Here is a 25,803-nt window from a genome sequence, read left to right on the forward strand (position 1 = left end):
AATATATGAATTTATCTCGTCGAACATTCATTGCATCGGCCGCATTAGCTCCGGTAGCATGTGGCGTGCCTCTATCCTATGAGAGGGGTCTTCCCGTTGCTTCTCCCAAGCCGACTCCGATGATTCGTCCTCCACAAATTGGTCAAGAGTGGACATACATCAAGAAAGATGTTTTTAATGGAAAGACTCTTGGGATTATTACGGAGCGTATTTCAAAAATTGGCTCGACTATTGTCCTCGATCGCAGTTCTGCAGATGGTGCGATGCTCCCTAGTGAGATTCAAACCTCTTGGGGCATGGTGGCTACTGATACGCAATGGCCACGCTTGCTGAACTTTAGCCCCTCATTACCGCTATGGCCGCTTGAACTCTCAACTGCTTGGAGCAAGCAATTTACTACCAAGTACAGTATTCCTGGTTTTTCTGAGTCAAGAATGAATTGGCAGGAGTATATGAGCGTGCAGGGCTGGGAGCAGATTACAGTTCCTGCAGGAGTTTTTATTGCACTCCGTTTTCAAACTCTGATCAATTTTGAAAATTCGGATCCGAATATCGTTGATTGCATTCGCAAAGAAACAGTTTGGTTTGCTCCTCAAATTGGCCGTTGGGTCGCAAGAGAGGCATCAGGCTCCTATCAAATAGCAGGTTCAATCGGTGCTGTGTTTCAAGAGGGTAGTTATCAGTGGCAACTAAGCTCTTATAAATAATGAAAACAGACCGCTTACGAAAATTTCTAGTTTTGCTCCTGCCAATTATTTTGGCGGGGTGTATATCTGCGCAACCATTTCCTGAGGGCGTGAACGTAGCGCAGCCAACATCTCCACCTGTCGTTAGGGCGCCCAAAGTTGGGCAGGAATGGGTATATCAGGTTCGCAATGTATTTAATCAAGCCATTATTGATACCGTAACTGAGAGAGTTGTCTCGGTTGGTAATGAAGTTCGTATTGCAAGATCGGGAATGAATGCCGGTCAACTACCAGATGAAATCCAATCGCCTTGGGGCGTCATTTTGCAAGATCCCCATTGGAATCCTCCCCAGACATTTCAAAAAGGAATCCCTCTTTGGCCGGAGCAATTACAAGTAGGTTGGTCTCGGTTCTATAACACCAAGTATCAAGTGCTGAATTACCCAAACGCTAATTATTATTGGGGGCTAAGCATGGTGGCGAATAATTGGGAGCAAATCCAAGTTCCAGCAGGAAAGTTTCTGACGATTCAATACCATAATGAAATACCTTCTTTTGAAAGTGATGACGTCTTTAGGATGGCAAGTTATCGTCAAGAGGATCTATGGCTTGCCCCCGAAATTGGGCGCTGGGTCATACGCAGAGGGTATGGACGCTATTTAATGTCTGGTGACTTTTGGACCACTGCTTACTGGGAAGATTATCTCCAATGGGAGCTAATCTCCTGGAAGTAACAATGCGCTTAAAATAGAGGCATTGTGTATACCGTTAAAGAACTCTTTCCTACGCTTCAGGGCGAAGGCACCCACACTGGACGAGCTGCCGTTTTTTGCCGTTTTGCTGGATGCAATTTATGGAGTGGTCGCGAGGAGGATCGGGCGACTGCCATCTGTAAATTTTGCGACACCGACTTTATAGGTAGCGATGGTGATGGCGGTGGAAAGTTTGAATCTGCTATTGATCTCGCAAATGCAATTGAGTCTGCGTGGAAAAGTACTTCAGCAGGACCTCAGCAGCGCTATGTCGTATTTACAGGCGGAGAGCCACTTTTGCAGTTAGATGACGAGCTCATTGCAGAGCTGCATGAAAAAGGCTTTGAAATTGCAATTGAAACAAACGGCACCATCAAGGTTCCCAAAGGGGTTGATTGGGTTTGTGTCAGCCCCAAAGCAGGTTCTGACTTAATTGTTCTTCAGGCGAATGAGCTTAAGTTAGTAATTCCCCAAGAAGGACAAGACTCATTGGAGAAGTTATTGGCTCGTTTTGAGAAGATGGACTATCGCAATCGCTTCTTACAGCCCATGGATGGGCCAAACCTCAAAATGAATACTGAATTAGCCATTAGCCTCTGTCAAAAACGTCCGCTTTGGAGATTAAGCCTCCAATCCCATAAACTCATCGGTATTCGCTAAAGTATTCGATAATCTAGCTAAGTCCAGTAACGTATTGATTAGACCTGAATGACAAGTAAACAACCTGCAATTTCCATTACCCGGCGTCTTGAATTTGACTCAGGACATCGCATTCCCAATCATGATGGGCAATGTAGGCATTTGCATGGGCATCGTTATGCGATTGAAGTCACTCTAACCGGGGAAGTTGCAGACCATCCTGGCAAAGCTGATGATGGTATGGTCCTCGATTTTGGGGATATCAAGCGCCTCACCAATCAATACGTTGTTGACCTTTGGGACCATGCATTTTTGGTGGCCAAAGAGGATGAAGGTTTGGTTGCATTTTTGTCAACATTACCCAATCACAAGACCGTAGTGATGGAGCATGTTCCTACTGTTGAAAATTTAGCCAATGCCGCCTTTGGTATTTTGCAGCCAGTTTTTAGTAAGGCTTTTGGTGGGCGCCTTGAGCTTTCTGCTCTCCGTTTATACGAGACCCCCAATTGTTGGGCTGATGTACATCACCCTTAAATGAAACAAGCAGAGCTTGATCGCCAATTTATGGAGCAGGCTCTAGAGCAGGCTCAGTTAGCTGCCATTGCTGGTGAAGTTCCTGTGGGTGCTGTCATCGTGCGTAATGGAGTAGTGCTTTCTAAAGCATTTAATAAGCCCATCACCAATCATGATCCTAGCGCCCATGCTGAAATGTTAGCGCTTCGACAAGCGGCTTTATCTGAAGAAAATTACCGCTTACCGGGGACCACTCTTTATGTCACCTTGGAGCCTTGCACAATGTGCGCTGGTGCCATGCTGCATGCTAGAGTAGACCGTATTGTGTATGGGGCTGCGGATCCAAAAACAGGTGCCGCTGGTAGTGTTTTAGATGTATTCTCATCCAAACAAATCAATCATCAGACTGCTATTGAGGGTGGGGTGATGGGTGAGGAGTGCGGTCAATTATTACGTGATTTCTTTAAGGAGCGACGTTGAAAGCTATTCACTTGATTGCTCCTTCTGGAGCAAGTCTCGATGATAAAAGTCCTTTAGCTGGGATCGACTGGCTAAAGCGTCAAGGTATCGCTATTGAGAATGCAGAATGTGTGAAGCGTGTACATGAGCGTTTTGCAGGAAGCGACGAGGTGCGCTTAAGTGATTTGAATAATCTCGTGACTCTAGATCCTCAGACTCTAGTAATGGCGATGCGTGGTGGTTATGGTATTCATCGCTTGCTTCCCAGGATTGATTGGGCTGGTATTTCTAAAGCAATTGCCAGCGGATTGCAAATTTGCGGGCACAGTGATTTCACAGCATTTCAACTGGGTTTGTTGGCTAAAACCGGCGCTATCACTTTATCCGGACCAATGCTAAATTTTGATTTTGGCAAGATTGATGAGGCTGGCAAGGCAATTGAGCCTGATGGCTTTATGTGGCAACACTTTCAATCTTCCATTCAAGAGCGAAAACTCGATTGCAGCGTATCTGTATCACAATCATTTCTGGCGAACTCCGGTAGCAGCAAAATTACAGGGATGTTATGGGGTGGCAACCTGACGGTCTTAGCTGGTCTCGTGGGAACTCCCTATTTACCATCTCAGCAGCAAACCCAGAATGGCATTTTATTTTTAGAGGATGTGAATGAGCATCCTTATCGTATAGAGCGCATGCTGATGCAGTTACTGGATGCCAACATACTCAGTAACCAATCAGCCATCCTTCTAGGGGGCTTCTCTGCTTATCGTTTATACGATAACGACAAAGAGTATTCATTAGAGAGTGCAATTGAGGCAATCCGTAAGCGTTTGCCGGAGAGTATTCCAATGCTGACGGATCTACCATTTGGTCATCAAGCCAACAAGCTCACATTACCTATGGGTGCTCAAGCAACCCTTGATTACAGTCCTAGCGGATTTACCATTAAAGCAACCTGGTAAATGTGCTTAAGATCGCTTCTTTCGAGAATTATTCTAAGCGCTATTGCGCTGACTTTTATGGGGGCTGTAATGGCAATCGAAGAGCCTAAATATTCTGTTTTAGAAAAAACACCTCCATTTGAACTGAGGTCATATGCGCCAATGATATTGGCTGAAGCGCAAACAGAAGGCAGCTTAGACGAGGCCTCAAGTCAGGGCTTTCGACTGATTGCTGGCTATATCTTTGGGCAGAATCAGGTCAGTGAAAAAATTGCGATGACCGTACCAGTGGCGGTTGAAGAGCAAGCGCCTAAGAGTGCAAAGATTGCCATGACAGCCCCGGTGAATATTGAATCAAATGCTGGCAAATGGACCGTTTCATTTGTAATGCCATCTGAATACACCATGGAAAGCCTGCCAAAGCCTCTGAATCCGAGAGTTCAGTTGCGTCAGATCCCAGCTGTAAAGCGTGCAGTGATTATGTTTACTGGCTTTAATAGTGAGAATAAGGTCGCTGAAAAAACATTAGAGCTAGAAGAGTGGATGCGGAGTAAAAATCTTCAAGCAGTTGGCGTTCCGAGATTTGCTCGTTATAACCCACCCTGGTCGATACCTTTTATGCGTCGCAATGAAATCATGATTGATATTCGCGACTAGCAACTTCTTGTAGTGAATTCTCTAAGCTTCGAAGCTTTTCAGTAAAAATTGAGCGCCACCATCTACCCCTAATGCTTTAGTCAGAATGGGGAGAGCCTCTGATAAATGTTTTTCTAGGGTCCAGGGTGGATTGATGATGAACATGCCGCTTGCCTGAAGACGTCGCTCACCAGGTGCATTCTCAACCCTCAACTCCGTATGAAGCCATGAGCGTTTATGGCTCGCAGCAATTTTTTTCATGCGATCTGGGAGTGCTGCCGATTCTCTCCTAGAGAGAATGGGATACCAAATTGCATAACAGCCAGTAGCAAAGCGTTGCAGAGCTTCTTCCATCGCCGCTTCAAGATAACGGTAGTCTTGTTTGTCTTCGTAAGAAGGATCAATCAGAACTAGCCCACGCCTGCTGGGCGGCGGAAGCAAACCTTTGAGTCTGCTAAAGCTGTCTGCGGCATAAACATCGATTTGCTTAGCTTGCTCTAGCTCGCCAATATTGTGCCGAAGAATGTCAATTTCTTTGGGGTGAAGTTCAAATAACTTGAGCCGGTCTTGTGACCGAAGTAGGCGAGCTAAGATAAAAGGAGAGCCTGGATAGGTAGCAAGTTCGCCATCCACATTTTCTGCATAAAAAAACTCCAAATACTTGCGAATACTCTCTACAGCTGGATTGCCTGCTTCAATAAATTTGAGTAGTCGAAATATTCCACCCTCAGCCTCATTACTCACAGCAGCAAAGCCATCTTTTAAGCTGTAGATTCCGGCACCAGCATGGGTATCAACAATCGTTAGGGCACCAGGTTTTTCCTGAAGATATTCAACCAAATGAATCAGTGTGAGGTGCTTCAGAATATCGGCGTGACTGCCGGCGTGGAACGCATGTCGGTAGCTAAACATAGTGAATCACTCTGAGCGAGTGGGCGATTTATTAAACTGAGCTTTAATAAATAAAACCAAGGTTATGAGCAAAATGACCACGGAGGCATATTGCAGCGGCTGGTTGAGCTGATGATCCATGATTTGCGTGAGATGGGCATAGATGGCAGCAATGCCGCCAATCGCCACAATGCGTAAGCAGATGCCTTGAGGAGAGAGGTATTTTTCAGGGACGCGGCTGGCCAATAAAGCCCCGAGCATCCCGCACCACATCCCAAATCCTGCGCCACCCAATACATCCGTTACCCAGTGAGCCCCAACGGCGCTACGAGATAAACCAACAAGAGCTGCAATAAAAAAGAGGAGCAATGCCGGTTTGCGTTTGTCTTTATCGCAAGAAAAATATAGTGCAGTGGCCGTAGCAAAAGCAGTGATAGTGTGGCCAGAGGGGAATGCATTATGAAGCAGTGGCTCCCCAAGGCGGTAAAAGCTACCCTCCGTTAAAACTCCAGCAGGTCTTGGGAGGGCAAAATAATTTTTTAGCAGTGGACTGGTAAGGGCGCTGAGAACGCCGGCAAAAACTGCTGCACTCAATGCACGAGGTGCCAGCAAAAGGAGCGGAAATGCAATCGCAAATACCCCCCATCCATTACCCAAGAATGTCAGCCATGCCCAAAGTGTATCTGGCAGCGATCTTGCTAACTGATTCAGAAATAGAAAGCTACTGTTTTGGAGTTCACCAAAATAGATTGCAAATGCGAGTGCTAGCGGGGCTAATGGAATGAACCAAGCTAATGCTGGAATTGCCTTTTTACCCATCCTGCTTAGCGACCCTTAGCCTGATCTGCATCTTGTAATTGAATGGCAACTTTTTCTAAAACTTGAGCAACGGTAATCGCTTGCATGCAGACATTATCGTGACAGGGTGTTTTGCGATGATTTGCAGCACTGACGCATGGAGAGCATGCTAAGTTGGCTGTGATTGCAATAGAATTTCCTATGGAGCCATATAGAGCTGGGGTTTCCGGTCCAAAGAGAACAACTGTTCTTAATGGCGTCACTGCTGAGAAGTGGCCTGGGCCAGAGTCATTCGTCACCATAACATCTGAAAGGGTATAAAGCGGCGGCAACTCTGCAAAACTCACTTGACCAGCAAAGTTGAGGGCATTTTTGACATTAGCGACTGTGCGAACTTTTTCAACATAAGCAAATTCAGCAGGAGATCCTGTGATCAAAATGAGATCACTCGGATATTGTTGATGAACTCCTTGAATCAATTCTGAAAAGCGCTGTTGTGCCCAACGGCGTTGTGGTAATAAATCACTAGCATTGGGATTAATCAGAATTAAGCGATTCTTGCCAGGAATATATTCAACCCCAGCTTCATTAGCTAATTTTTCAATTCGCTCTCGAACATTCTCAAGGACTGTTGGGTTGATCACGGCTTGCTCTAAGCGCACTTCAGAATCTGGGATCTGAATTTTGCTAAATGGCACTTCAATGTGTTTCGCAAAAGCAGCATGAATTAAAGAAAGAAAGTTCTTAGTAATGTGAATATGTGGGTTGTAGTGCACCTTACGGGTAAGCATAAAGCCGCGCCACAAGCCTTCACCATGAAAGATGTGATAACCCACGCGACGTCTGGCGCCACATAAGCCAGTTAGTAGGGCAGTAAAACGTGAAAATAGTTCTAAATCAATCACAGTATCAATGCGATGACGTCGGGCGATGATTAAAAAACGTAAGGTGTCTTTAATCAAGCCACCCAAGCTAGAGGAATCAATCGTAAAAATATTTTCTGGTTTGACAGTATTGAGTAGAGTTAGGCTGGCGCGATTACTCTTAAAAATGAGAAAGAAAAGTTCAGCGCCACGGGCCTGCGCATTACGCATAGCCGGGTCAACTAAAATTGCACTGCCCATTTCTGAGAGTTCAATAAAAAGTAATTTCTTGGGAGTCTCCGGCTCGCTACCAAAGATATTCTTTACTCCATCCATGACAGCGACTAGAGGACTAGCGATTGCGCAGAGCGGCACACCGACCCAATGATCGATTGCACGCATGGTGTTGACGCTAATAGTCATAGTTTTGCTCTAAAGAAATTATTTTCGTTTTAGTAAAAAGTATGCGCCAGGTAGCACTGATAAAACAGTAATTGCACCATAGCTAATAGACGCCAACACTGTTAATGAGGGGCTAACACCCCATAGTGCTAATACAGAGGAAAGAGTCGCTTCCCGCAAGCCCCATCCTGAAATGCTAATGGGCAACATGAGTAGCAGGCTCAATGCCGGTAGGCCAATCATCAAACCCTCAATTGGCGCATCAACTCCATAGGCCTTCATGCAGAACAATAGCGTCAGAATGGTCAGGCAGTGAATTCCAACAGCTAAAAAGGCCTGTGCAATATTGGTTGGCCAAGAAAATGCCAGTCGAATGCCCGGCATTGCATTACTCATTTGCAGACGGTCTAACATTGTTTGTAATAGCTGTCTGGTTTTGGACCATGCCAGGATGAAGGCGATCAGGACTCCTGCCAAAAGCATGATGCCTAAGACGGCATAGCCTAAATCTTGACCCCAGGCAGCAAGAGTTGCGCCGCCTATGATTAAACCAATACCACCTAATAAATTATTTCCAGCTAGACCCAAAAGGCGATCAACTAAAGTCATTGCAAAGCTTAGGCGGAGTTTAGGGGTTGCATGCCCCAGATCAACTGCATGATGAAGCTCTTCGTCCAACTCTTTGCGGTCACTGAAGTTTCCTGAGCTTGTAAGATGGGTTGCTGTGATGGCGCGATAGCTATCACCGCCCAATGTACTTGGTAGGCCTTGGTTAATTAATCCACCTGCAAAATACAGGCCGATATAGGAATGAATACGACGTGGAAATCCGACTGCCTGCATAAATAATCCCCAGCGGTAACCACCACAAACAAAGGCGGTCATCATGCTAGCCAGAGCAGCTAAAAACCAAATTGGCTCCATTTTGATTTCTGAATCTAAAAGAGCATGCCAATCAATTCCGCTAGTTGCCTTCCAAAGAAGTGCAATTGAAAGCAAAATCCGGATCGTCGGCCATGCGCGCTTAAGAACTGATTTCCACCCGGAAGGGGTTTTAGGGGTGGATTGCGGTATTGAACTCATAGGCGTAAGGATAATGCCTTGGGCGCCTAAGGTCCTGAATTTGAGGGGAATTACTCTGTTGTGGACGGCCCTTGCCAATTACTGCACAGGCTAAAGTCAAATTTGGACAATACCTGGCCAAAGCGCTGGATTTCTAGGCTATCTAGAGGCTCGCAGCGTTCAAAGCCTGCTTTCTGAGCAATGGGGGGCGAAAACGCCATGCCAGACCAATTGATTAGCAGGATATTTGCTCCCGAAGGAAGTTGTCCAAACCAGAGATCAAATTGGTCTTTTCTTTGATCAAGCACAAATACCGGGATCGGTTTTGCGTACCAGGCAGCGCGGCTGCCCAATGTCCAGTTTTGTACGGCAATGCCATCTGCTTTAGTAGCTTGAGTTAATTCAGCTGCTTTTTGCCCCGCGCTTTTCCAACCATAAAGATCGGCAATTGGATTGGATTTCATGGATGCTGAGCTAATACCGCCAGATAAGACAAATGCAAAGCCGATTAGGCAAAGCGTAATTTGCAATATCAATAAAAGACGTATGACGGTGCGATGTTGAATGGACCACGCCTTTGCTAAACCAATGCCGGCAAATGGCGCCAAACAAAACCATGCAGGAGTTGTCCAGTGGGGTAGTCCACCACCACCAGAAAGACTTGCAAAAATAATAAAAGGAATAAAGAAGAATCCAAGCAAAGACAGTAAAGAAAGCTTGGTTGTATGCATACAGTCTTTGAGAAAGACGTAGCTACCCACGATAAGTAGTGGGCCAAACGCAATAATCTGGATGCCAAGGAATGCACCTAATCTGCGCCACAACCATTCACCACCGCTACCATGAGCGATCTGGTATTTGAATGAAACCCAGTCATTGACCCAATTCCAATACAGGACAGGACCAATGAAGAGTAGGGCTAGAAGGGCGGCTAGCCAAAACCCTATTTTTCCAATCCAAGGCTTTCGACGAGCGCTAACAAATACCAGTAGAAGAGCAAAGGCGGTAAAGATGGCGGTGTATTTGCTTAGACCAGCTAATCCAAGTAATGCGCCGGTCAAGAGCCAATCGCCAATCGTGAAGTGATCTTGAATTAACCAACGCAGTGCCATCAACATCAGACCAAGACTTAAGGGTGCCAACAAAGTATCTGGTAACAAACCAATTGCCAGAACATGAGGCATTGGCGCAGCAATAATAGTTAGAACAGCCATCAGACCACAAGTGTTGGCAGAAGGCAGTGCGCTGGTGAGATAGCCCGAGTTTCTACCTTGGATGAAGTGGTGAATTTCTAATGTGACTTGGTAAACCAAAAAACAGGCGAGTGCCCAGAGAAATTCAGGCGCTAAGCGAATTAAGCCCTCCGATGAGGTAAGGGCAACCAGTGGCCACTGGATCCAGCCTACCAATGGCGGGTGATCAAAATAGCTCCAAGCTAAATGCTGAGCATATAAGGCGTAGTGCGCTTCATCAACTGAGAATTCAATTGAGAAACCCAGGGCAAAATGCACTAGCGCTGCTAGGCAAATGCAGATTGCGGCCCAGCTTGAAGGTGATTGATGACGCATAAACCGATTTTAGACTTACTCAGGGAATTCTTTGGGACAATTAACAATATGATCAAACGTGTTTTATCTCTCTTGATGCTCTCTGTGCTGCTAGCTTTGGCTGGCTGTGCCGGTTTTGGCGGCGGGTCAGTTCAAGATGAGTCTGGGCAGGCTTTTGATTCTAATAAGCTTACAGCGCAGGATGAGTTGCCTAAATTTTCTGCTGAGACTGCTCGTGCTGGCATCCCAAATGGCTGGAATTTTTATCGTATAGCACCCCATAAAAAGAATACCGTTTACCGCCTCGAGAATTATCAAGGTAGGACTGTTCTAAGCGCTAATTCGAAAACATCTGCATCAGGTTTGGCGGTAAAGCTGCGTCCAAGGCAAGCAAATAATTTATGGCTACAGTGGGAGTGGAAAGCATTGAGCGCTATTCCCGAAGCAGACAATTCAGAGCGTTACCATGATGATGCACCTCTCAGAATTCTGGTGGCGTTTGATGGCAATAAATCCAAGTTGCCTTTAAAAGAAAAAATGAACTTTGAAATGGCCAACCTCATTAGCGGTCAAGAGATGCCTTATGCAACGCTAATGTATATCTGGTCTGGTAAATCTCCGGTAGATACCATTATTACCAATGCGCACACCTCGCGCATCAAGATGATTGTGGTCGACTCTGGTTGGGAAAATTTAGGCAGCTGGCACAAACATCAGCGTGATCTTGCTGCTGATTACAAACTAGCTTATGGCGAAGCTCCGGGCGAGATTATTGGAATCGCCTTGTTGACTGATACCGATAATACGAAATCAGAAGCGCGCGCTATTTACGGCGATATTGAACTCATTCGCAAAAATTCTAAATAAAGATTTCTTAGGGGTGAGCGGGGCGCCAGCGTTTTAGTAGCAATGCATTGCTGAGTACGCAAAAGCTGGAAAGTGCCATGGCGCTTCCTGCCAGCATTGGCGATAGATAGCCTAGAGCAGCAAGGGGAATTCCAGTGGAGTTGAATATGAAAGCCCAAAATAAGTTTTGCTGAATTTTTTTCCAAGTGCGTTTGGAGATATCAATAGCATCAGCAACTAAGCTAGGGTCTCCACGCATCAAAGTAATTCCTGCGGCCTGCATGGCAACATCTGTGCCAGTAGACATCGCCATGCCAACATCTGCTGTAGCAAGAGCAGGTGCATCATTTACACCATCACCCACCATTGCAACCCAATGTTGTTGACCATTCTTTCCAGATGCTTGTAATTGACGAATAATGTCTGCTTTGTGATTTGGCATGACCTGCGCAAAGACTTCATCAATACCGATGAGGTGACCCACTCGATTTGCTGCTGCAGTATTGTCTCCAGAGAGCATGACGGTACGAATGTGTAGTTTATGTAAGGTAGCAATGGACTCGCTGGCATTACTTTTAAGCTCATCGCCAAAAGCGATAATCGCAATTGGTGTTGATGTGGATTCATTCATTAATACAGAGACAGTCTGCCCCGCCTCAAAGCAAGCTTGAGCTTTTTGGATAATGCTCGCCTGATTGGGATTTGCCTCTAGTGACGCAATGCTTTGTAAGTAGAGGTTTTGACCAGCCCATGGTCCAGTACCAGGTTTGCCGCTAATGCCTATGCCTGGTAGTGCTTTGCTTTCTGAAGGTGGGATGGGGCTCACTCCTTTTTGCTTGGCTGCATCTAGCAAGGCTTTAGCCAAAGGGTGTTCACTGCCTAATTGCAAACCTGCAGCGCTAGCTAAGATGGTGTCATCATCAATCGAGCTGGTAAATGAGATTAAATTGAGAAGTCTGGGTTTGCCAATCGTCAGTGTTCCTGTTTTATCAAAGGCAATAATGTTCAAGCGATGCGCAAGTTCAAGTACTTGGGGATCTTTAATCAAAATACCAAAGCGTGCCGCAACGCCAGTTCCCGCCATAATTGCCGCAGGTGTTGCTAAACCAAGAGCGCATGGGCAAGCAATCACCAGCACAGACACTGCTCTTAAGATTGCGATTGATGCAGAATCCAAATAAAACCAATTGACTAATCCTGTGATGATGGCAATCACAATGACACTCGGCACAAAAATTGCGCTGACTTGGTCAACTAATTTTTGAATTGGTGCTTTCTGAGTTTGCGCATCCTCTACTAAAGAGATAATTTTAGAGAGGACGCTTTCAACGCCGACAGCTTTGGCTTCAATGACTAGGACGCCTTCACCATTAAGGGATCCGCCGATGACTTTGAGGCCAATGGATTTTTTGACGGGAGCACTTTCACCAGTCAGCAGTGATTCATCTACATGGCTACTACCAAGCAGAATTAGACCATCCACTGGAATCCGTTCGCCTGGTAATACCAACACACGATCTTGAGGAAAGGCCTGCTCTAGTGGTAGGTCGCGATATTGATCTAGTGGGGCACCCTCTGCGACTTCGATGTTAGGGTTGAGAACTTTGGCATGCTCTGGCCATAGCTTTTGAAGCGCTCGAATGGCTTCACTGGTTTGTTGTTTGGCGCGAGCCTCTAGCCACTTGCCCAAAAGGACCATACAAATGATGACTGCTGATCCCTCAAAATACAGTTCATGTGCTGCATGGGTTGAAGCTAGCATTTGATAAATACTTAAACCATAGGCAGCACTAGTTCCCAGTGCAACTAGTAGATCCATATTGCCAGCGCCAGACATGAGGGACTTAAAACCGGCTCTATAAAAGCGCCACCCTAAAAAGAACTGCACTGGACTTGCTAATAGTAATTGCCATTTTGGTGAGAGCGCCCAATGAATCCCGAACGGCATGAGAAGCATTGGTAAAAATAATGGGGCCGAAAGAGCAAAACCTAGTAACACCCTTCCCAGGCCATCACTGCCCCAAAAAGATTGCGAGGGCTTGCCTGCAGCAATTGCGTGAGAGCTGCTTAGTTGGGCCTCATAACCAGTTTTTTGTACTGCCGCAATGACTTCTTCAATTTTTGTCGGCGATGATGCATTCAGACGAATTCTGGCCTGTTCAGTCGCTAGATTGACACTTGCAGCTTCAACCCCGGGGATCTTATCTAGCGCTTTTTCAACCCTACCCACACAGGATGCGCAGGTCATTCCGCCTATATCTAGAGTAAATAACTCAGAATTGATCTCTTTTTGGGTGTTCATATAGAAGATAATCTACTCCATACGACCCTATTCACTAATAAGAGGCTTATATGTTGAGTTTAAAAGTATCTGGAATGACTTGTGGGGGCTGTATTAATGCTGTTACTCGGGCGATTCAAGCCCAGGACCCAGGCGCCAAGGTTCAAGCAGATCTAGCTACTCAGACCGTCTCCCTTGATACCACTCTATCCCAGGCCCAGGCCAGCCAGCTTATAACAGATGCCGGCTTTCCCGTTACTAATTAAGCTTTTGTTTAGAATGTCAGCAAACCTAACAAAACCCGTATTTTTTGTTCCCAAAGGATCGTGATTTATGTTCTTCAGTAAGTTAATGCCTCACGATGGTAATTTCTTCGAGCTGTTCAATCAGCACGCTAACAGTATTGTTGAAGCGTCAGAATCTTTTTTAAAGTTTGTTGAACACTATAACGATGAAGCCCTTCGTGCAAAGTACACGCAAGAGGTGGATAAGGCAGAGCATGCCTGTGATGATGTAGTGAAAGAAGTACATCGCCGCCTACATAAAACATTCATCACCCCGATTGATCGTGATCAAATTTTTTCACTGATCAATACGATGGATGATGTGGCTGACTTATTGCAGAATGGTACAGAAGCAATGCATTTGTACGATGTCAAGCAAACGACTCCTGAAATGCTGCAGATGGCTGAGTTATGTAACTAGTGCTGCCTTAGCGTCAGAAATGCAGTTGCTGCCTTAAAGGATATTTCTGATCCAGAGGTTGCTAAGGCAGCCCTTAAGACTTGTGATGAAATTGACCATCTTGAATCTGGCGCTGATCGCTTGCTATCAACTGCTATTACAAGATTATTCCGCGAAGATATTGAAGTGCGCGAACTCATTAAGTGCCAGCGTATTTACGAATTGCTCGAGGAAGTTACTGATAAATGTGAAGATGTTGCCAATTTGGTTGAAGGCATCGTTCTTGAAAACTCTTAAGGCGAATTAAATTGCCAGCGACAGAAGTAGCTTTTTGGGTAGTAGCGCTATTAGTCATATTAGCGCTTGGTTTCGACTTCATGAATGGGTTTCATGATGCAGCGAACTCTATTGCAACAGTTGTCTCTACTGGTGTTCTCAAGCCACAGCAGGCGGTAGTATTTGCAGCTTTCTTTAACTTCTTAGCAATATTTATTTTCCATCTGAGCGTTGCGGCGACAGTAGGTAAGGGCATTGTTCATCCTGCAGCAGTTGATTTGCATGTGATCTTTGGCGCTCTAGTTGGCGCCATTATCTGGAATGTCATCACTTGGTATTACGGTATTCCATCAAGTTCCTCGCATGCTTTGATAGGAGGCTTAGTCGGCGCTGCCTTGCCTAAAGCGGGTACAGATGGCCTGGTTTGGTCGGGCATTATTAAAACCGTTTCCTTTATTTTTATTTCTCCGTTTGTTGGATTCTTGCTTGGCTCCTTAATGATGTTGTTGGTAGCCTGGGTTTGCAAAAATGCTAACCTGGCAAAAACAGATCGCTGGTTCCGTCGTTTGCAATTGGTTTCAGCTAGTGCATACAGCTTGGGTCATGGCGGTAATGATGCTCAAAAAACGATTGGCATTATTTGGCTACTGTTGATCATCACTGGTTATGCAGAGGCGAGCGCAAAAATGCCACCAACTTGGACTATTATTTCCTGCTACATTGCAATCGCTGTAGGCACCATGTTTGGTGGCTGGCGAATTGTGAAAACCATGGGTCAGAAGTTAACTAAACTCAAACCAGTGGGCGGTTTTTGTGCTGAAACCGGTGGAGCTATTACTTTGTTTGCTGCTACTGCAATTGGTATCCCAGTATCTACTACCCATACAATCACTGGGGCTATTGTTGGTGTGGGTTCGACCCAAAGAGCTAGTGCAGTTCGTTGGGGTGTGGCAGGAAACATTATTTGGGCTTGGATTTTTACGATTCCGGCAACGGCTTTGATGTCGATGATTGTTTATTACCTTAGCCTGCTCATCTTCTAAATTCAAAAGCGAGAGCGATTAGCCTCCTTTTAAGCAATTTTTCGCTGGTGCGGTTAATCTAGCTGCTATTCAATAGAAATTAACAAAAGTAATTCTGAGGGTTTATTCAGAATGACTGGGTATAGGAGAAAGTAGTGTCAGTTACTGTAGAAGCTGTTCAAGGGGCTCTTAAGAATTTGCTGGACCCCAATACTAAGATTGACTTTGTAACAGCTAAAAATCTCAAGAATTTGCGTGTTGAAGATGGCGATGTCTCATTCGATATCGTTTTGGGTTACCCCGCTAAAAGTCAGTTTGACTTGATTCGTAAATCTGTCATTAATGCTGTGCGAGAATTGCCTGGCGTTAAAAATGTCAGTGTAAATGTCAGTAGCCAAATTGTTGCGCATGCGGTGCAGCGCGGAGTGAAGTTATTGCCTGGCGTTAAAAATATTATTGCTGTTGCTAGTGGTAAGGGCGGGGTAGGTAAATCGACTACTGCTGTGAACTTGGCTTTGGCGCTCGCCGCAGAAGGAGCACAAGTCGGAATATTAGATGCCGATATTTATGGACCAAGTCAGCCAATGATGCTCGGCATTACGGGCCGACCAGAATCTATTGAAGAAAACACAATTGAGCCAATGGAAGGCCATGGTTTACAAGCCAGCTCCATTGGTTTCTTGATTGAAGAAGATGCACCTATGGTGTGGCGCGGCCCCATGGTGACCTCCGCTCTAGAGCAGCTTCTTCGTCAAACTCGCTGGCGTGATTTGGATTACTTAATTGTGGATATGCCCCCAGGCACTGGTGATATTCAGTTGACCCTCTCGCAAAAAGTGCCTGTTACTGGTTCTGTGATTGTGACCACCCCTCAGGATATTGCACTGTTGGATGCTCGCAAAGGATTAAAGATGTTTGAGAAGGTGGGCGTACCCATCATCGGCATTATTGAAAATATGAGTACTTATGTGTGTACAAAGTGTGGGCATGAGGAGCATATTTTTGGCGCGGGCGGTGGTGAAAAAATGTGTAAAGAATATGGCGTCGATTTCTTGGGCGCGTTACCACTGAATCTATCCATTCGTGAGCAGGCTGATGCTGGACGTCCAACCGTAGTTGCCGATCCTGATAGCGCTATTAGTGCAATCTATAAGAACATCGCTCGACAAGTTGCCATTCGTGTTGCCACTCTGTCAAAAGATATGAGTAGTAAATTTCCAAGCATTGTTGTTCAAAACACTTAAGGCCCTGAGTATTTATGCGCTTTGCAGTAGTGATGCGTAAACAAAATCTGGACAACCCATGGGTCTCATTTCGATGGGTGCCTCGGGAGGTCTTGCCTGATTTTGGGCAATTCAATCCTCAAAATCTAGAAAGTAATTCGATTTCAGGTCAGTTTCTCGGGCGGGATGAGGATGGAGAATCTTGGTTGTTTACCGGATTTGAATTGCATCTTTTCCCTGATGAAACTGAAGGTTACTACCTCAATGTTTCGGCGACTACACCAGCATGGTTTGTAATGTGGAGATTAGAAGAAGATATTGAACGTTATATTGACGAGCAATCTCTCCCCCTCGCTAGAGTTGAATCAAACATGGCAGTCCCGCATCGCATTTGCGTAAGTTATAACGAGGCTGCCCGATTGCTTGATGGTGGAGAATCGGTTGATACCGTTCCGATGACTGATGAACATGCCTCTTGGTTGCAAGAATACGTAAACGAAAACTATCGGCCTGAACCTAAAAAACGACATAAGCCAGCTTCATTCAAAGGCGCCCAGCGTCCAGCGGAGGAATGATGGCTGATAGTTTCTTAAGTCGCTGGTCTAAGCGCAAAGCTGGAAAGTTGGATGATCCGGTAGAGCAGCCCAAAGAAGTTGCTAAGAGCCCAGCGCCTATTTCTCCTGAGGAGCAAGCTCCGCCACCGGTAACCTTAGAAGATGTGGAGAAGATCGATCGTTTCGATCCTGATTTTTCTGCATTTATGAAGCCAGATTTAGATCCCGCTGTGCAGCAGGCCGCACTCAAAAAGATGTTCACCGATCCACATTTCAATGTGATGGATGGTCTAGACATCTATATAGATGACTACTCAAAGCCTGATCCTTTACCTCCAGGCATGCTTGAGAGAATGGTGCAAAGCGATATGCTCAAGCTTTTCAGTAAGTCTGAGTCTCCGGCTGATGGGGAAAAGCAGGCAGAAGAGCAAACGGCGTCCTCTGAGTCAAATGAGAAGCTTTTGGAAGTTCCGGGCCAAACTGATTTAACATCCACAGATTCAACGGCGCAGATAAAATCTGCTCACTTGGACGAAGTGCCCATAGAGCCTGCCCAGAAAAAAACTTAAGAAGATAGTGCATGAGTCAAAAATTAGTATGTAACTGCAATGGCACCATGCCTTTGGATGCAAAGGCGCTTGGCGTTCCAGTGCATCAGTCTCTATGCAGACAAGAGGTCGGCTCTTTTTTAAAGGCGCTCGATGGATCGGATTCTTTGGTTATTGCTTGCACCCAAGAGGGCGCGCTATTTAATGAATTAGCGGAGCAGTCAGAAAAAGCTTTAGTGGCCCCACTGCGTTTTGTCAATATTCGTGAGGTTGCTGGTTGGACTCAAGAGGCCAAACTATCCGGGCCGAAGATTGCCGCATTACTTGCTTTGGCGGATATGCCGGAAGCTGAGCCTGTTCCAGTTGTCAATTATGAAAGCCAAGGCCGACTCTTAATTGTTGGCGCAGGGTCTTTAGCACTGCATTGGGCAGAAAAGCTCGGCGCTTCATTAGATGTTTCTGTTTTGTGTACCGAGCCCGGTGATTTGCCTTTGGTACGCAACTATCCGATATATACAGGCAAAGTTACTAAGCTAGATGGTTACCTCGGTAATTTTTCCGTTGATTGGGATCTAGAAAATCCAATTGATCCAGAGATGTGTACTCGTTGTGGCGCTTGCGTTGAAGCTTGCCCAGAGAATGCGATTGACCTCTCGTTTCAGATTGATTTGAATAAATGTAAGTCACATCGTGCCTGTGTGACTGCGTGTGCAAGTATTGGCGCAATCTCCTTTGATCGCAAGGAGCGTGCGCGTAATGCAGAATTCGATCTAATTTTGGATTTACGTGTTGATCCTAAAATGCGCATGAGCCAAACGCCACAGGGATATTTCGCTCCGGGTAAGGATCCGCTAGATCAAGCATTGGTAGTCAATCAATTGTTAGAGATGGTGGGTGAGTTTGAGAAGCCAAAATATTTTGTCTACAACGAAAAAATTTGCGCCCATGGCCGCAACGGTAAAGTAGGTTGTAGTGCTTGTATTGATGTCTGCTCGACTGGTGCGATCAGCTCTTTATTTAAGAATGGCCAAGGCAGTGTTGAGGTAAATCCTAATCTTTGCATGGGTTGTGGAGCATGTTCTACGGCTTGCCCATCAGGTGCAATGCGCTACAACTATCCTAGCGTGCCTCATCAAGGTAAAGAGTTAAAAAAAATCGCTACCGTATTTACTGCAGAAGCTAAAAAGCTGAATCAAGCTGCTGCGCCAAGTCTGCTTTTGCATACCTTAAAGGCCGGCACCCAAATGATTGATGGCTTGGGCCGTGTTGCACATGTAATGCCTAAACAATTTGAGGCTTTGCCGTCATTTGTGATTCCCTATGGCATAGAGCATATCGCCTCTACTGGTTTGGATCTATGGCTGGGTGCGCTCAGCTATGGTTTTGCTGAGGTAACCTTGCTTTTAAGTGGCGATGAAGATCCCGCCTATCGCGCAACGCTTGAAGAGCAGGCTCATCTTGCTAATGCGATATTGAAGGCTTATGGCTTTGATGAGCGCATTCATTTAATCATGGCTCAATCAGCTGATGATTTACAAACAGTTTCTAAAGCAATGGGTGCTATGCGTCAGCGTGGCTCCTTGAGTGCAATTTGCACCCCTGCAAGTTTTGGCTTATCCAATCAAAAGCGTGAAACGATTGAGGCAGTGCTTGAGCATTTGCAAAAACAAGCCAAGACTCCATTGCCAGAGGCGGGCGTTGCTCTACCCAGTTCATCTTTATTGGGCGGCCTCAATATCAACAAGGATGCCTGCACTTTATGTATGTCTTGCGTCAGCAGCTGTCCTGAGGGTGCGCTACTGGATAATCCAGATGAGCCAATCCTTTCATTCATCGAAAAGCAGTGCGTGCAATGCGGCATCTGTGCTCAGACATGCCCAGAGCAAGCTTTGACATTGAACCCCCGTTTGCAAACAGTAGAGCAGCGCAAACAAAGAATAACGCTAAACGAGACTCAAGCCTTTCATTGCATTAGCTGCGGCAAGCCCTTTGGAACCCTGAAGATGGTTGATCTGATGTTGACTAAGTTGGGTGCCCATGGCGCATTTGCGGGTGCGGCAATGGATAGACTCAAGATGTGTGGTGATTGTCGAGTGGTAGATATGGTGAAGAAAGAAACATGAGCGAAATCTCAAAAGAAGCAAAAGATCAGTCCTCAACAGAGGTGGGAGATGTTGGTTTACCAGAGGATTTGGCTAGAGCTGACCTCTATGGCTTAATCGCCAGATTTTTTCAATCACCTCCAGATCAAGAACTTCTGGATCAAATTGCTGCAACCGCCAATCAACAGGATGCTGCTGATGAGGCACCTTTAGCAAAAGTCTGGATGGATGTGGTTGAAGTAGCAAAAAACAATCCAGCAAAGGCTTGGCATGATGAGTTTGATTTGAATTTCATCAGCGTTGGTAAGCCCAATGTGGTTCTAAATGGCTCCTATTACATGGCGGGGCACTTGAATGAGAAGCCGCTCGTCAATATTCGTAGGGCGCTTGAGGAATTTGGTCTTGAGGCTGCCGAGGAGGTGACTGAGACTGAAGACCATATCTCAGCTCTGTGTGAAGTGATGCGCTACTTGATTGCTGGTGATGATGTCGAGATATCAAACCTTACAAATCAAAGGGTTTTTTTCAATGACCACATTCGCCCTTGGTATGACGATTTTTGTAATGCTATCGAGGGTATTCCCGATATGCATCTCTATCATCCAATCGCCGCGCTGACTAGAGAATTCCTGGCAATCGAGGGGCAGAGCTTCGACATGATTTGATGTTGTGTCATTTTGCGGGAAAACCCTTAGATGCATTTAGATATACATATATGCTAAAAATGCAAATACGAATTACACTTGCTGCAGATCAAGAATAATTAAATAGGAGCATGCCATGAGCACGAAATCCAAAGTTGCTTCAAGCGAAGAAAACAAGCCTTCACGCCGTAAGTTCTTTATTGGTGCGGGCGCTACTGTAGGGGCTGTTGCAGTCGCCTCACAAACCTCCATAGGCAAAGCCGTCATCCAAGAAATTGGTAGCACCGTAAAAGGCAAGGGCGAAGGTCAAACGATTACCGCCCATATGCGTAAGTATTACGAAAGCACCATGCTGTAAATAGTCGCATTACTAGACATTGTTTTAACTGTTACTAAATAAATAAAAAAACTTTTTCAGGGACAACATATGAGTCTGACTCGTAAATCAAACACCCCACAAAGCAGTCGCTCCACATCACATTTGATTGGTAGCTTGTCGCGCGGTCTAAAAGCCGCAGTACCTACCATGGATCGCCGAACATTCTTGAAGCGTTCAGGTGTTGGCGTTGGTGCTGGTATCGCTGCAAGCCAGTTGACGATGGTGCAAAAGGTTTCTGCTGAGCAAAGCAAGGCGATGCTCGACGGCAAAGGCAAGATCGAAGTTAAAAGAACGATTTGCACCCACTGCTCAGTAGGCTGCGCTACCGATGCGACTGTTGAGAATGGTGTTTGGGTTCGTCAAGACTCTGTATTCGACTCACCAATTAACATGGGCGCCTACTGTGCTAAGGGAGCCTCATTGCGTGAGCACGGCCATGGTGACTATCGCCTGCGCTACCCAATGAAGTTGGTGGATGGAAAGTATCAGCGTATTTCTTGGGATCAGGCCCTTACTGAAATTACTGCCCAAATGAAGAGCATTCGTGAGAAATATTCTCCAGATGCAATGTTCTTTATCGGTTCATCAAAACATAACAACGAACAGGCCTACTTACTCCGTAAGTGGGTCTCTTTCTTTGGTACAAACAATACAGACCATCAAGCTCGTATTTGTCACTCTACAACAGTTGCCGGTGTTGCAAACACCTGGGGCTATGGTGCGATGACCAATAGCTACAACGACATGATGAACTCTAAAGCTGCTATGTACATTGGTTCAAATGCTGCTGAAGCTCACCCAGTTTCGATGTTGAGCTTGTTGCATGCGAAAGAAAATGGTTGCAAGGTGATTGTGGTTGATCCACGTTACACACGTACTGCGGCTAAGTCTGATCAGTACGTACGTATTCGTTCTGGTTCTGATATTCCATTCTTATTCGGCGTGCTGTATCACATCTTTAAAAACGGTTGGGAAGATAAGAAGTACATCAATGACCGTGTTTACGGAATGGATGAGATCCGCAAAGAAGTGATGGAGAAGTGGACTCCTGCAAACGTTGAAGAGGCTTGCGGTGTTCCAGAGGCGCAGGTTTATCAAGTTGCTAAAACTATGGCAACGAATCGTCCTAGCACCGTGGTTTGGTGTATGGGCCAAACTCAGCACACTATTGGTAATGCCATGGTTCGTGCCTCCTGTATTTTGCAGTTAGCCCTTGGTAACGTTGGTAAATCTGGCGGCGGCACAAATATTTTCCGTGGTCACGATAACGTTCAGGGTGCAACTGACGTAGGTCCTAATCCAGATTCATTGCCTGGTTACTATGGCTTGGCTGCTGGTTCATGGAAACACTTCGCAACAGTGTGGGGTGTTGACTATGAGTGGATTAAGGGTCGCTATGCACCTGACATGATGGAGAAGTCAGGAACTACTGTTTCTCGTTGGGTTGATGCCGTTCTTGAGAAGAACGACTTGATTGATCAACAAACTAACGTTAAAGGTTTGTTCTTCTGGGGTCATGCGCCTAACTCACAAACTCGTGGCTTAGATATGAAGCGCGCGATGGATAAGTTAGACCTCTTGGTTGTGGTTGATCCGTATCCAAGCGCTACTGCAGCAATGGCAGCAATGCCACCTGCTGAGGGCGATACGATTAATAAGAATCGCAGTGTGTACTTGTTGCCAGCCGCAACTCAATTTGAGACTTGTGGAACTGCTACTGCATCGAATCGTTCATTACAGTGGCGTGAGAAAGTAATTGATCCGCTCTTTGAATCTATGCCTGACCATGTGATCATGCAGGCCTTTGCTGATCGCCTAGGTTTCGGTGAGGAGTTGTCAAAGAATTTCAAGATGCTCAACTCTAAATTTGCTGGTAAGCAATGGAAAGAGCCGGAGATTGAATCCATCTTGCGCGAGATTAATCGTTCCGTATGGACCATTGGTTACACCGGACAAACTCCAGAGCGCCTCAAAGCGCACATGAGAATGGTGGCAACTTTTGATCCGAAGACTTTGAAATCACGCGGTGGCGTTGATCCAGTAACTGGCTATGACACAACTGGTGATTACTATGGTCTGCCTTGGCCATGCTACGGTACAGCCGCAATTAAGCACCCAGGCTCACCAAATCTCTATGACACCAGTAAGAGTGTGATGGAGGGTGGTGGTAACTTCCGCGCAAACTTTGGTGTTGAGCGCGAAGGTAAGACCTTATTGGCAGAGGATGGTTCCTGCTCTAAAGGTTCTGCAATTACAACCGGTTACCCAGAGTTTGATCACGTGTTTGTGAAGAAGCTGGGTTGGTGGGATCAGTTAACTGAAGATGAGAAGAAGCTCGCTGAAGGCAAGAACTGGAAGACTGACTTGTCTGGCGGTATTCAGCGCGTTGTAATGAAGAATGGCTGCCATCCGTTTGGTAATGCGAAAGCGCGTGCGGTGGTCTGGAACTTCCCTGATCCAGTACCTATTCACCGTGAGGCGCTTTACAGTACTAATGCTCCAATGATGCGTAAGTACCCAACCTCTGCGGATAAGAAGAATTTCTGGCGCTTGCCAACTCTCTACAAGACAGTTCAAGACCAAAACTTGAATCAGAAGTTGTATGAGAAGTTCCCAATTATTCTGACTTCAGGTCGTTTGGTCGAATATGAGGGTGGAGGAGACGAGACTCGTTCTAACCCATGGTTGGCTGAGTTGCAACAAGAAAACTTCGTAGAGATTAATCCTAAGGCAGCAGCTGATCGCGGCATTAAGAACTGGGATTATGTTTGGGTTAAATCTCCTACGGGCGCCAAAATTAAGGTGCGTGCATTAGTTACTGAGCGTGTTGACCAGGGTACTGCGTTTATTCCGTTCCACTTTGCAGGATGGTGGCAAGGTAATGACTTGCGTAAGTACTATCCAGAAGGTGCGGCCCCAGTTGTTCTGGGTGAGGCGGTTAATACTGCAACGACTTATGGTTATGACCAGGTGACGATGATGCAAGAGACTAAAACCACTATGTGTCAAATCGAGAAATTTGCCTAAGTTAAAAAATAAAGTCAGGAGAACACAATGGCAAGAATGAAATTTATCTGCGACACAGAGCGATGCATCGAATGCAACGGCTGTGTGACTGCTTGTAAAAATGATAACGAAGTACCTTGGGGCGTGAATCGCCGCCGTGTTGTTACGGTTAACGACGGCATCATCGGTCAAGAAAAATCGATCTCAGTAGCTTGTATGCACTGTACAGATGCTCCTTGTATGGCTGTCTGCCCAGTAGATTGCTTCTACCGCACTGATGAAGGCGTTGTCCTTCATGACAAGGATATTTGTATTGGTTGCGGCTACTGCTCGTTTGCCTGCCCATTTGGTGCGCCACAGTTCCTGAGTAAGGGTGCCTTTGGTTCACGCAGCAAGATGGATAAGTGCACATTCTGTAGTGGTGGTCCAGAAGAGAATGGCAGTGTTGCTGAGTTTGAGAAATATGGCCGTAATCGCCTTGCTGAAGGTAAATTGCCTCTCTGTGCTGAGATGTGCTCTACCAAGGCTTTGATTGGTGGTGACAGCGACATTATTTCCGGTATTTTCAATAACCGGGTTGCAACACGCGAGAAGAATGGCAAGTATGCAGGCTCTAAAGCGTTTGGTTGGACTACTGCGTATGGCGGACCAGATACTCCGGCGCCAACACCAACACCTGCTGCAAAAATTCCAGGAGCTAAATAATGAAATTCAATTTCAAAACTCTCGGCTTATGTTTTGCAGCAGCAACTCTGTTGGCGGCTTGTTCTGAGCCACCAGAGATTGCAGCCAAAGCGGCAAAGCGTCCTGATGTAGCGCCTTACATGGGTGCTGATAATGGCTTCATGACTAAAAACTGGACACCAAAGAATCAAGCCAGTTGGACTGAATCTGTTGATAAGCGCACTCAGGGTCAAAACGAATACAGTCGCGTTAAGTGATCAACTAAACAACAATAAATAAAACGAAAACGTTTAAGGACATGTGTATGAAACGATCATTTTCTAAAGTTCTACGCACTTTGATAGTGACGGCTGGCTTGTCGCTGACTCTGGCTAGTGGAATTAGTTATGCAGAGCGCGCAGCAATGGCGCCTTTGCCTTCTCCTAGTGGAGTTGATATTCCTCCTAAATCAGTACCAGCCAATCCCAATAGCCTAGCAAATGGGACTCAAGCTCAGGCGCAGCCAGCTAATCCGTCTATCTTTACTACTGCTAATAGCGATCCATACAACTATGTCAGCATTCCTGACAAAGAGGCTAGCGTTCTGATTCAGCGTTCTGGTGAACAGTGGCGCGTGATTCGTAATGGCGTAATTACTGTTTACGGTGGTTGGTTGTTAGCAATTGCATTCTTTGGTATCGCTGCGATGTACATGGTTAAAGGTTCAATCAAGTTGCATGAACCGATGTCGGGCGTAAAAATTAAGCGCTTCAGCGCCTTTGATCGCTTTGTTCACTGGACTATGGCAGCAAGTTTCTTAGGTTTGGCATTTACTGGCCTCATGATTCTGTATGGTAAATATTTTGCAATGCCGATTATGGGTGGAATGGCGTATGGCTCGTTCTTAGATGTTTGTAAAAATATCCATAACTTCACAGGCCCGCTATTTACGATCTGTATCGTCGTTTTCTTCTTGCTATTTGCGCACAAGAATTTGCCTGGCAAGGGCGACCTGGATTGGTTTTTATCCTTCGGTGGAATTTTCAGTGGTAAGCATGTGCCAGCCGGCTTCTTTAATGGCGGCGAAAAAGTTTGGTTCTGGTTTGGTATGACTTTCTTAGGGCTGGTAGTTTCTGCATCAGGTTTTGTGCTCGATATGATCGTGCCATTCATGACGATTGAATACACACGCGGGACTATGCAGATTGCTAACATCATTCATAGCAGTGCTGCAATCTTGATGTCAGCTATGGCTATGGGACACATCTACATCGGTACTATTGGTATGCAAGGATCCATTGATGGTATGAAGACTGGTTATGTTGATGCTACTTGGGCTAAAGAGCACCATGAGCTCTGGTATGACAAATTGAATAAATAAGGACA

The 25,803-nt window shown here is 45.8% G+C and carries 26 protein-coding genes and 1 pseudogene; 21 read left to right on the top strand and 6 right to left on the bottom strand.

Translation table 11 applies throughout. From position 1 onward, the window contains the following. Positions 1 to 5 precede the first annotated feature (5 nt). The 7 genes from ICN13_RS02330 (at position 6) to ICN13_RS02360 (ending at position 4,647) form a co-directional block, all read left to right on the top strand. Complete coding sequence (locus ICN13_RS02330) at positions 6 to 707, top strand: hypothetical protein (RefSeq protein ID WP_216138784.1); 702 nt, start codon at positions 6 to 8, stop codon at positions 705 to 707. Then, on the top strand, positions 707 to 1,420 hold the full coding sequence (locus ICN13_RS02335) for a hypothetical protein (RefSeq protein ID WP_216138785.1): 714 nt from the start codon (positions 707 to 709) through the stop codon (positions 1,418 to 1,420). Before ICN13_RS02330 ends, ICN13_RS02335 begins: the two co-directional genes overlap by 1 nt. 21 nt (positions 1,421 to 1,441) lie before the next feature. Beyond that, a complete protein-coding gene (queE, locus tag ICN13_RS02340; RefSeq protein ID WP_216139267.1) occupies positions 1,442 to 2,098 on the top strand; it encodes a 7-carboxy-7-deazaguanine synthase in 657 nt (218 codons plus the stop codon). A 48-nt stretch (positions 2,099 to 2,146) separates the two neighbouring features. Further along, positions 2,147 to 2,611, top strand: a complete 465-nt coding sequence (gene queD, locus ICN13_RS02345; RefSeq protein WP_216138786.1) for a 6-carboxytetrahydropterin synthase QueD — start codon at positions 2,147 to 2,149, stop codon at positions 2,609 to 2,611. Then, entirely contained in the window at positions 2,612 to 3,070 is a 459-nt protein-coding gene (tadA, locus tag ICN13_RS02350; protein WP_216138787.1) for a tRNA adenosine(34) deaminase TadA, read from the top strand. Continuing rightward, entirely contained in the window at positions 3,067 to 4,011 is a 945-nt protein-coding gene (locus tag ICN13_RS02355) for an LD-carboxypeptidase (protein WP_216138788.1), read from the top strand. The genes tadA and ICN13_RS02355 overlap by 4 nt, the downstream gene beginning before the upstream one ends. A 69-nt stretch (positions 4,012 to 4,080) precedes the next feature. After that, complete coding sequence (locus ICN13_RS02360; protein ID WP_216138789.1) at positions 4,081 to 4,647, top strand: heme-binding protein; 567 nt, start codon at positions 4,081 to 4,083, stop codon at positions 4,645 to 4,647. Between the two features lie 21 nt (positions 4,648 to 4,668). Here ICN13_RS02360 and ICN13_RS02365 read toward each other — a convergent pair whose 3' ends face one another. The 5 genes from ICN13_RS02365 to ICN13_RS02385 are packed head-to-tail and all read right to left on the bottom strand — an operon-like array spanning position 4,669 to position 10,210. After that, positions 4,669 to 5,538 (bottom strand): 23S rRNA (adenine(2030)-N(6))-methyltransferase RlmJ, encoded by an 870-nt coding sequence (locus tag ICN13_RS02365; RefSeq protein ID WP_216138790.1) that lies wholly within the window; start codon positions 5,536 to 5,538, stop codon positions 4,669 to 4,671. Between the two features lie 6 nt (positions 5,539 to 5,544). Next, positions 5,545 to 6,336, bottom strand: coding sequence for a phosphatase PAP2 family protein (locus ICN13_RS02370; RefSeq protein ID WP_216138791.1), 792 nt, complete (start codon positions 6,334 to 6,336; stop codon positions 5,545 to 5,547). A 5-nt stretch (positions 6,337 to 6,341) separates the two neighbouring features. After that, positions 6,342 to 7,601: a glycosyltransferase family 9 protein gene (locus tag ICN13_RS02375; RefSeq protein ID WP_216138792.1), complete on the bottom strand. Its 1,260-nt coding sequence runs from the start codon at positions 7,599 to 7,601 to the stop codon at positions 6,342 to 6,344. A gap of 18 nt (positions 7,602 to 7,619) precedes the next feature. Then, complete coding sequence (locus ICN13_RS02380) at positions 7,620 to 8,663, bottom strand: lysylphosphatidylglycerol synthase transmembrane domain-containing protein (RefSeq protein WP_216138793.1); 1,044 nt, start codon at positions 8,661 to 8,663, stop codon at positions 7,620 to 7,622. A gap of 50 nt (positions 8,664 to 8,713) precedes the next feature. Continuing rightward, positions 8,714 to 10,210 (bottom strand): glycosyltransferase family 39 protein, encoded by a 1,497-nt coding sequence (locus ICN13_RS02385; RefSeq protein WP_216138794.1) that lies wholly within the window; start codon positions 10,208 to 10,210, stop codon positions 8,714 to 8,716. Positions 10,211 to 10,258: 48 nt separating this feature from the next. Between ICN13_RS02385 and ICN13_RS02390 the strand changes: the two genes are divergently transcribed. After that, positions 10,259 to 11,056 carry a DUF3047 domain-containing protein gene (locus ICN13_RS02390; RefSeq protein ID WP_216138795.1) on the top strand — a complete coding sequence of 266 codons (798 nt, stop codon included), beginning with the start codon at positions 10,259 to 10,261 and terminating at the stop codon, positions 11,054 to 11,056. A gap of 7 nt (positions 11,057 to 11,063) precedes the next feature. Here ICN13_RS02390 and ICN13_RS02395 read toward each other — a convergent pair whose 3' ends face one another. Continuing rightward, positions 11,064 to 13,337 (bottom strand): cation-translocating P-type ATPase, encoded by a 2,274-nt coding sequence (locus tag ICN13_RS02395; protein WP_216138796.1) that lies wholly within the window; start codon positions 13,335 to 13,337, stop codon positions 11,064 to 11,066. Between the two features lie 50 nt (positions 13,338 to 13,387). On the opposite strand from ICN13_RS02395, the gene ICN13_RS02400 reads away from it, so the two are divergent. The 13 genes and pseudogenes from ICN13_RS02400 to ICN13_RS02460 all read left to right on the top strand — a co-directional run bounded on the left by ICN13_RS02400 (position 13,388) and on the right by ICN13_RS02460 (position 25,798). Beyond that, positions 13,388 to 13,582, top strand: a complete 195-nt coding sequence (locus tag ICN13_RS02400; protein WP_216138797.1) for a heavy-metal-associated domain-containing protein — start codon at positions 13,388 to 13,390, stop codon at positions 13,580 to 13,582. Between the two features lie 67 nt (positions 13,583 to 13,649). Continuing rightward, positions 13,650 to 14,297: pseudogene (locus ICN13_RS02405) on the top strand (DUF47 domain-containing protein). Positions 14,298 to 14,377: 80 nt separating this feature from the next. After that, positions 14,378 to 15,319, top strand: a complete 942-nt coding sequence (locus tag ICN13_RS02410; protein ID WP_370622955.1) for an anion permease — start codon at positions 14,378 to 14,380, stop codon at positions 15,317 to 15,319. 134 nt (positions 15,320 to 15,453) lie between these two features. Next, the gene (gene apbC / locus ICN13_RS02415) at positions 15,454 to 16,542 is read left to right on the top strand and encodes an iron-sulfur cluster carrier protein ApbC (protein ID WP_216138799.1); all 1,089 of its coding nucleotides are present in this window, start codon (positions 15,454 to 15,456) and stop codon (positions 16,540 to 16,542) included. A gap of 14 nt (positions 16,543 to 16,556) precedes the next feature. After that, the gene (locus ICN13_RS02420) at positions 16,557 to 17,096 is read left to right on the top strand and encodes a DUF3305 domain-containing protein (RefSeq protein ID WP_216138800.1); all 540 of its coding nucleotides are present in this window, start codon (positions 16,557 to 16,559) and stop codon (positions 17,094 to 17,096) included. Beyond that, positions 17,096 to 17,644 (top strand): DUF3306 domain-containing protein, encoded by a 549-nt coding sequence (locus ICN13_RS02425; RefSeq protein WP_216138801.1) that lies wholly within the window; start codon positions 17,096 to 17,098, stop codon positions 17,642 to 17,644. The genes ICN13_RS02420 and ICN13_RS02425 overlap by 1 nt, the downstream gene beginning before the upstream one ends. Positions 17,645 to 17,655: 11 nt before the next feature. Further along, the gene (locus tag ICN13_RS02430) at positions 17,656 to 19,746 is read left to right on the top strand and encodes a 4Fe-4S binding protein (protein ID WP_216138802.1); all 2,091 of its coding nucleotides are present in this window, start codon (positions 17,656 to 17,658) and stop codon (positions 19,744 to 19,746) included. Next, a complete protein-coding gene (locus ICN13_RS02435) occupies positions 19,743 to 20,390 on the top strand; it encodes a molecular chaperone (protein ID WP_216138803.1) in 648 nt (215 codons plus the stop codon). The genes ICN13_RS02430 and ICN13_RS02435 overlap by 4 nt, the downstream gene beginning before the upstream one ends. Before the next feature lie 115 nt (positions 20,391 to 20,505). Beyond that, complete coding sequence (locus tag ICN13_RS02440; protein WP_216138804.1) at positions 20,506 to 20,727, top strand: hypothetical protein; 222 nt, start codon at positions 20,506 to 20,508, stop codon at positions 20,725 to 20,727. A gap of 69 nt (positions 20,728 to 20,796) precedes the next feature. Next, positions 20,797 to 23,775: a formate dehydrogenase subunit alpha gene (locus tag ICN13_RS02445; protein ID WP_216138805.1), complete on the top strand. Its 2,979-nt coding sequence runs from the start codon at positions 20,797 to 20,799 to the stop codon at positions 23,773 to 23,775. Positions 23,776 to 23,802: 27 nt separating this feature from the next. After that, positions 23,803 to 24,459, top strand: coding sequence for a formate dehydrogenase FDH3 subunit beta (gene fdh3B / locus ICN13_RS02450; RefSeq protein WP_087909679.1), 657 nt, complete (start codon positions 23,803 to 23,805; stop codon positions 24,457 to 24,459). After that, positions 24,459 to 24,695, top strand: a complete 237-nt coding sequence (locus ICN13_RS02455) for a hypothetical protein (RefSeq protein WP_216138806.1) — start codon at positions 24,459 to 24,461, stop codon at positions 24,693 to 24,695. Before fdh3B ends, ICN13_RS02455 begins: the two co-directional genes overlap by 1 nt. A gap of 47 nt (positions 24,696 to 24,742) precedes the next feature. Next, positions 24,743 to 25,798: a formate dehydrogenase subunit gamma gene (locus ICN13_RS02460; RefSeq protein ID WP_216138807.1), complete on the top strand. Its 1,056-nt coding sequence runs from the start codon at positions 24,743 to 24,745 to the stop codon at positions 25,796 to 25,798. Positions 25,799 to 25,803 lie beyond the last annotated feature (5 nt).

Origin of the sequence: Polynucleobacter sp. MWH-Berg-3C6, from assembly GCF_018881855.1 — a bacterium.
Lineage (GTDB): Bacteria > Pseudomonadota > Gammaproteobacteria > Burkholderiales > Burkholderiaceae > Polynucleobacter.

What these genes read in the sequence shown, in the direction of transcription:
- ICN13_RS02400 (WP_216138797.1), top strand. Translation starts at nt 13,388, where the DNA reads ATGTTGAGTTTAAAAGTATCTGGAATGACTTGTGGGGGCTGTATTAAT.
- fdh3B (WP_087909679.1), top strand. Translation starts at nt 23,803, where the DNA reads ATGGCAAGAATGAAATTTATCTGCGACACAGAGCGATGCATCGAATGC.
- ICN13_RS02385 (WP_216138794.1), bottom strand. Translation starts at nt 10,210, where the DNA reads ATGCGTCATCAATCACCTTCAAGCTGGGCCGCAATCTGCATTTGCCTA.
- ICN13_RS02370 (WP_216138791.1), bottom strand. Translation starts at nt 6,336, where the DNA reads ATGGGTAAAAAGGCAATTCCAGCATTAGCTTGGTTCATTCCATTAGCC.
- ICN13_RS02380 (WP_216138793.1), bottom strand. Translation starts at nt 8,663, where the DNA reads ATGAGTTCAATACCGCAATCCACCCCTAAAACCCCTTCCGGGTGGAAA.
- ICN13_RS02420 (WP_216138800.1), top strand. Translation starts at nt 16,557, where the DNA reads ATGCGCTTTGCAGTAGTGATGCGTAAACAAAATCTGGACAACCCATGG.
- ICN13_RS02435 (WP_216138803.1), top strand. Translation starts at nt 19,743, where the DNA reads ATGAGCGAAATCTCAAAAGAAGCAAAAGATCAGTCCTCAACAGAGGTG.
- ICN13_RS02440 (WP_216138804.1), top strand. Translation starts at nt 20,506, where the DNA reads ATGAGCACGAAATCCAAAGTTGCTTCAAGCGAAGAAAACAAGCCTTCA.
- ICN13_RS02365 (WP_216138790.1), bottom strand. Translation starts at nt 5,538, where the DNA reads ATGTTTAGCTACCGACATGCGTTCCACGCCGGCAGTCACGCCGATATT.
- ICN13_RS02455 (WP_216138806.1), top strand. Translation starts at nt 24,459, where the DNA reads ATGAAATTCAATTTCAAAACTCTCGGCTTATGTTTTGCAGCAGCAACT.
- ICN13_RS02460 (WP_216138807.1), top strand. Translation starts at nt 24,743, where the DNA reads ATGAAACGATCATTTTCTAAAGTTCTACGCACTTTGATAGTGACGGCT.
- ICN13_RS02445 (WP_216138805.1), top strand. Translation starts at nt 20,797, where the DNA reads ATGAGTCTGACTCGTAAATCAAACACCCCACAAAGCAGTCGCTCCACA.
- ICN13_RS02430 (WP_216138802.1), top strand. Translation starts at nt 17,656, where the DNA reads ATGAGTCAAAAATTAGTATGTAACTGCAATGGCACCATGCCTTTGGAT.
- ICN13_RS02425 (WP_216138801.1), top strand. Translation starts at nt 17,096, where the DNA reads ATGGCTGATAGTTTCTTAAGTCGCTGGTCTAAGCGCAAAGCTGGAAAG.
- tadA (WP_216138787.1), top strand. Translation starts at nt 2,612, where the DNA reads ATGAAACAAGCAGAGCTTGATCGCCAATTTATGGAGCAGGCTCTAGAG.
- ICN13_RS02395 (WP_216138796.1), bottom strand. Translation starts at nt 13,337, where the DNA reads ATGAACACCCAAAAAGAGATCAATTCTGAGTTATTTACTCTAGATATA.
- ICN13_RS02410 (WP_370622955.1), top strand. Translation starts at nt 14,378, where the DNA reads ATGAATGGGTTTCATGATGCAGCGAACTCTATTGCAACAGTTGTCTCT.
- ICN13_RS02360 (WP_216138789.1), top strand. Translation starts at nt 4,081, where the DNA reads ATGGCAATCGAAGAGCCTAAATATTCTGTTTTAGAAAAAACACCTCCA.
- ICN13_RS02390 (WP_216138795.1), top strand. Translation starts at nt 10,259, where the DNA reads ATGATCAAACGTGTTTTATCTCTCTTGATGCTCTCTGTGCTGCTAGCT.
- ICN13_RS02330 (WP_216138784.1), top strand. Translation starts at nt 6, where the DNA reads ATGAATTTATCTCGTCGAACATTCATTGCATCGGCCGCATTAGCTCCG.
- queD (WP_216138786.1), top strand. Translation starts at nt 2,147, where the DNA reads ATGACAAGTAAACAACCTGCAATTTCCATTACCCGGCGTCTTGAATTT.
- ICN13_RS02375 (WP_216138792.1), bottom strand. Translation starts at nt 7,601, where the DNA reads ATGACTATTAGCGTCAACACCATGCGTGCAATCGATCATTGGGTCGGT.
- ICN13_RS02335 (WP_216138785.1), top strand. Translation starts at nt 707, where the DNA reads ATGAAAACAGACCGCTTACGAAAATTTCTAGTTTTGCTCCTGCCAATT.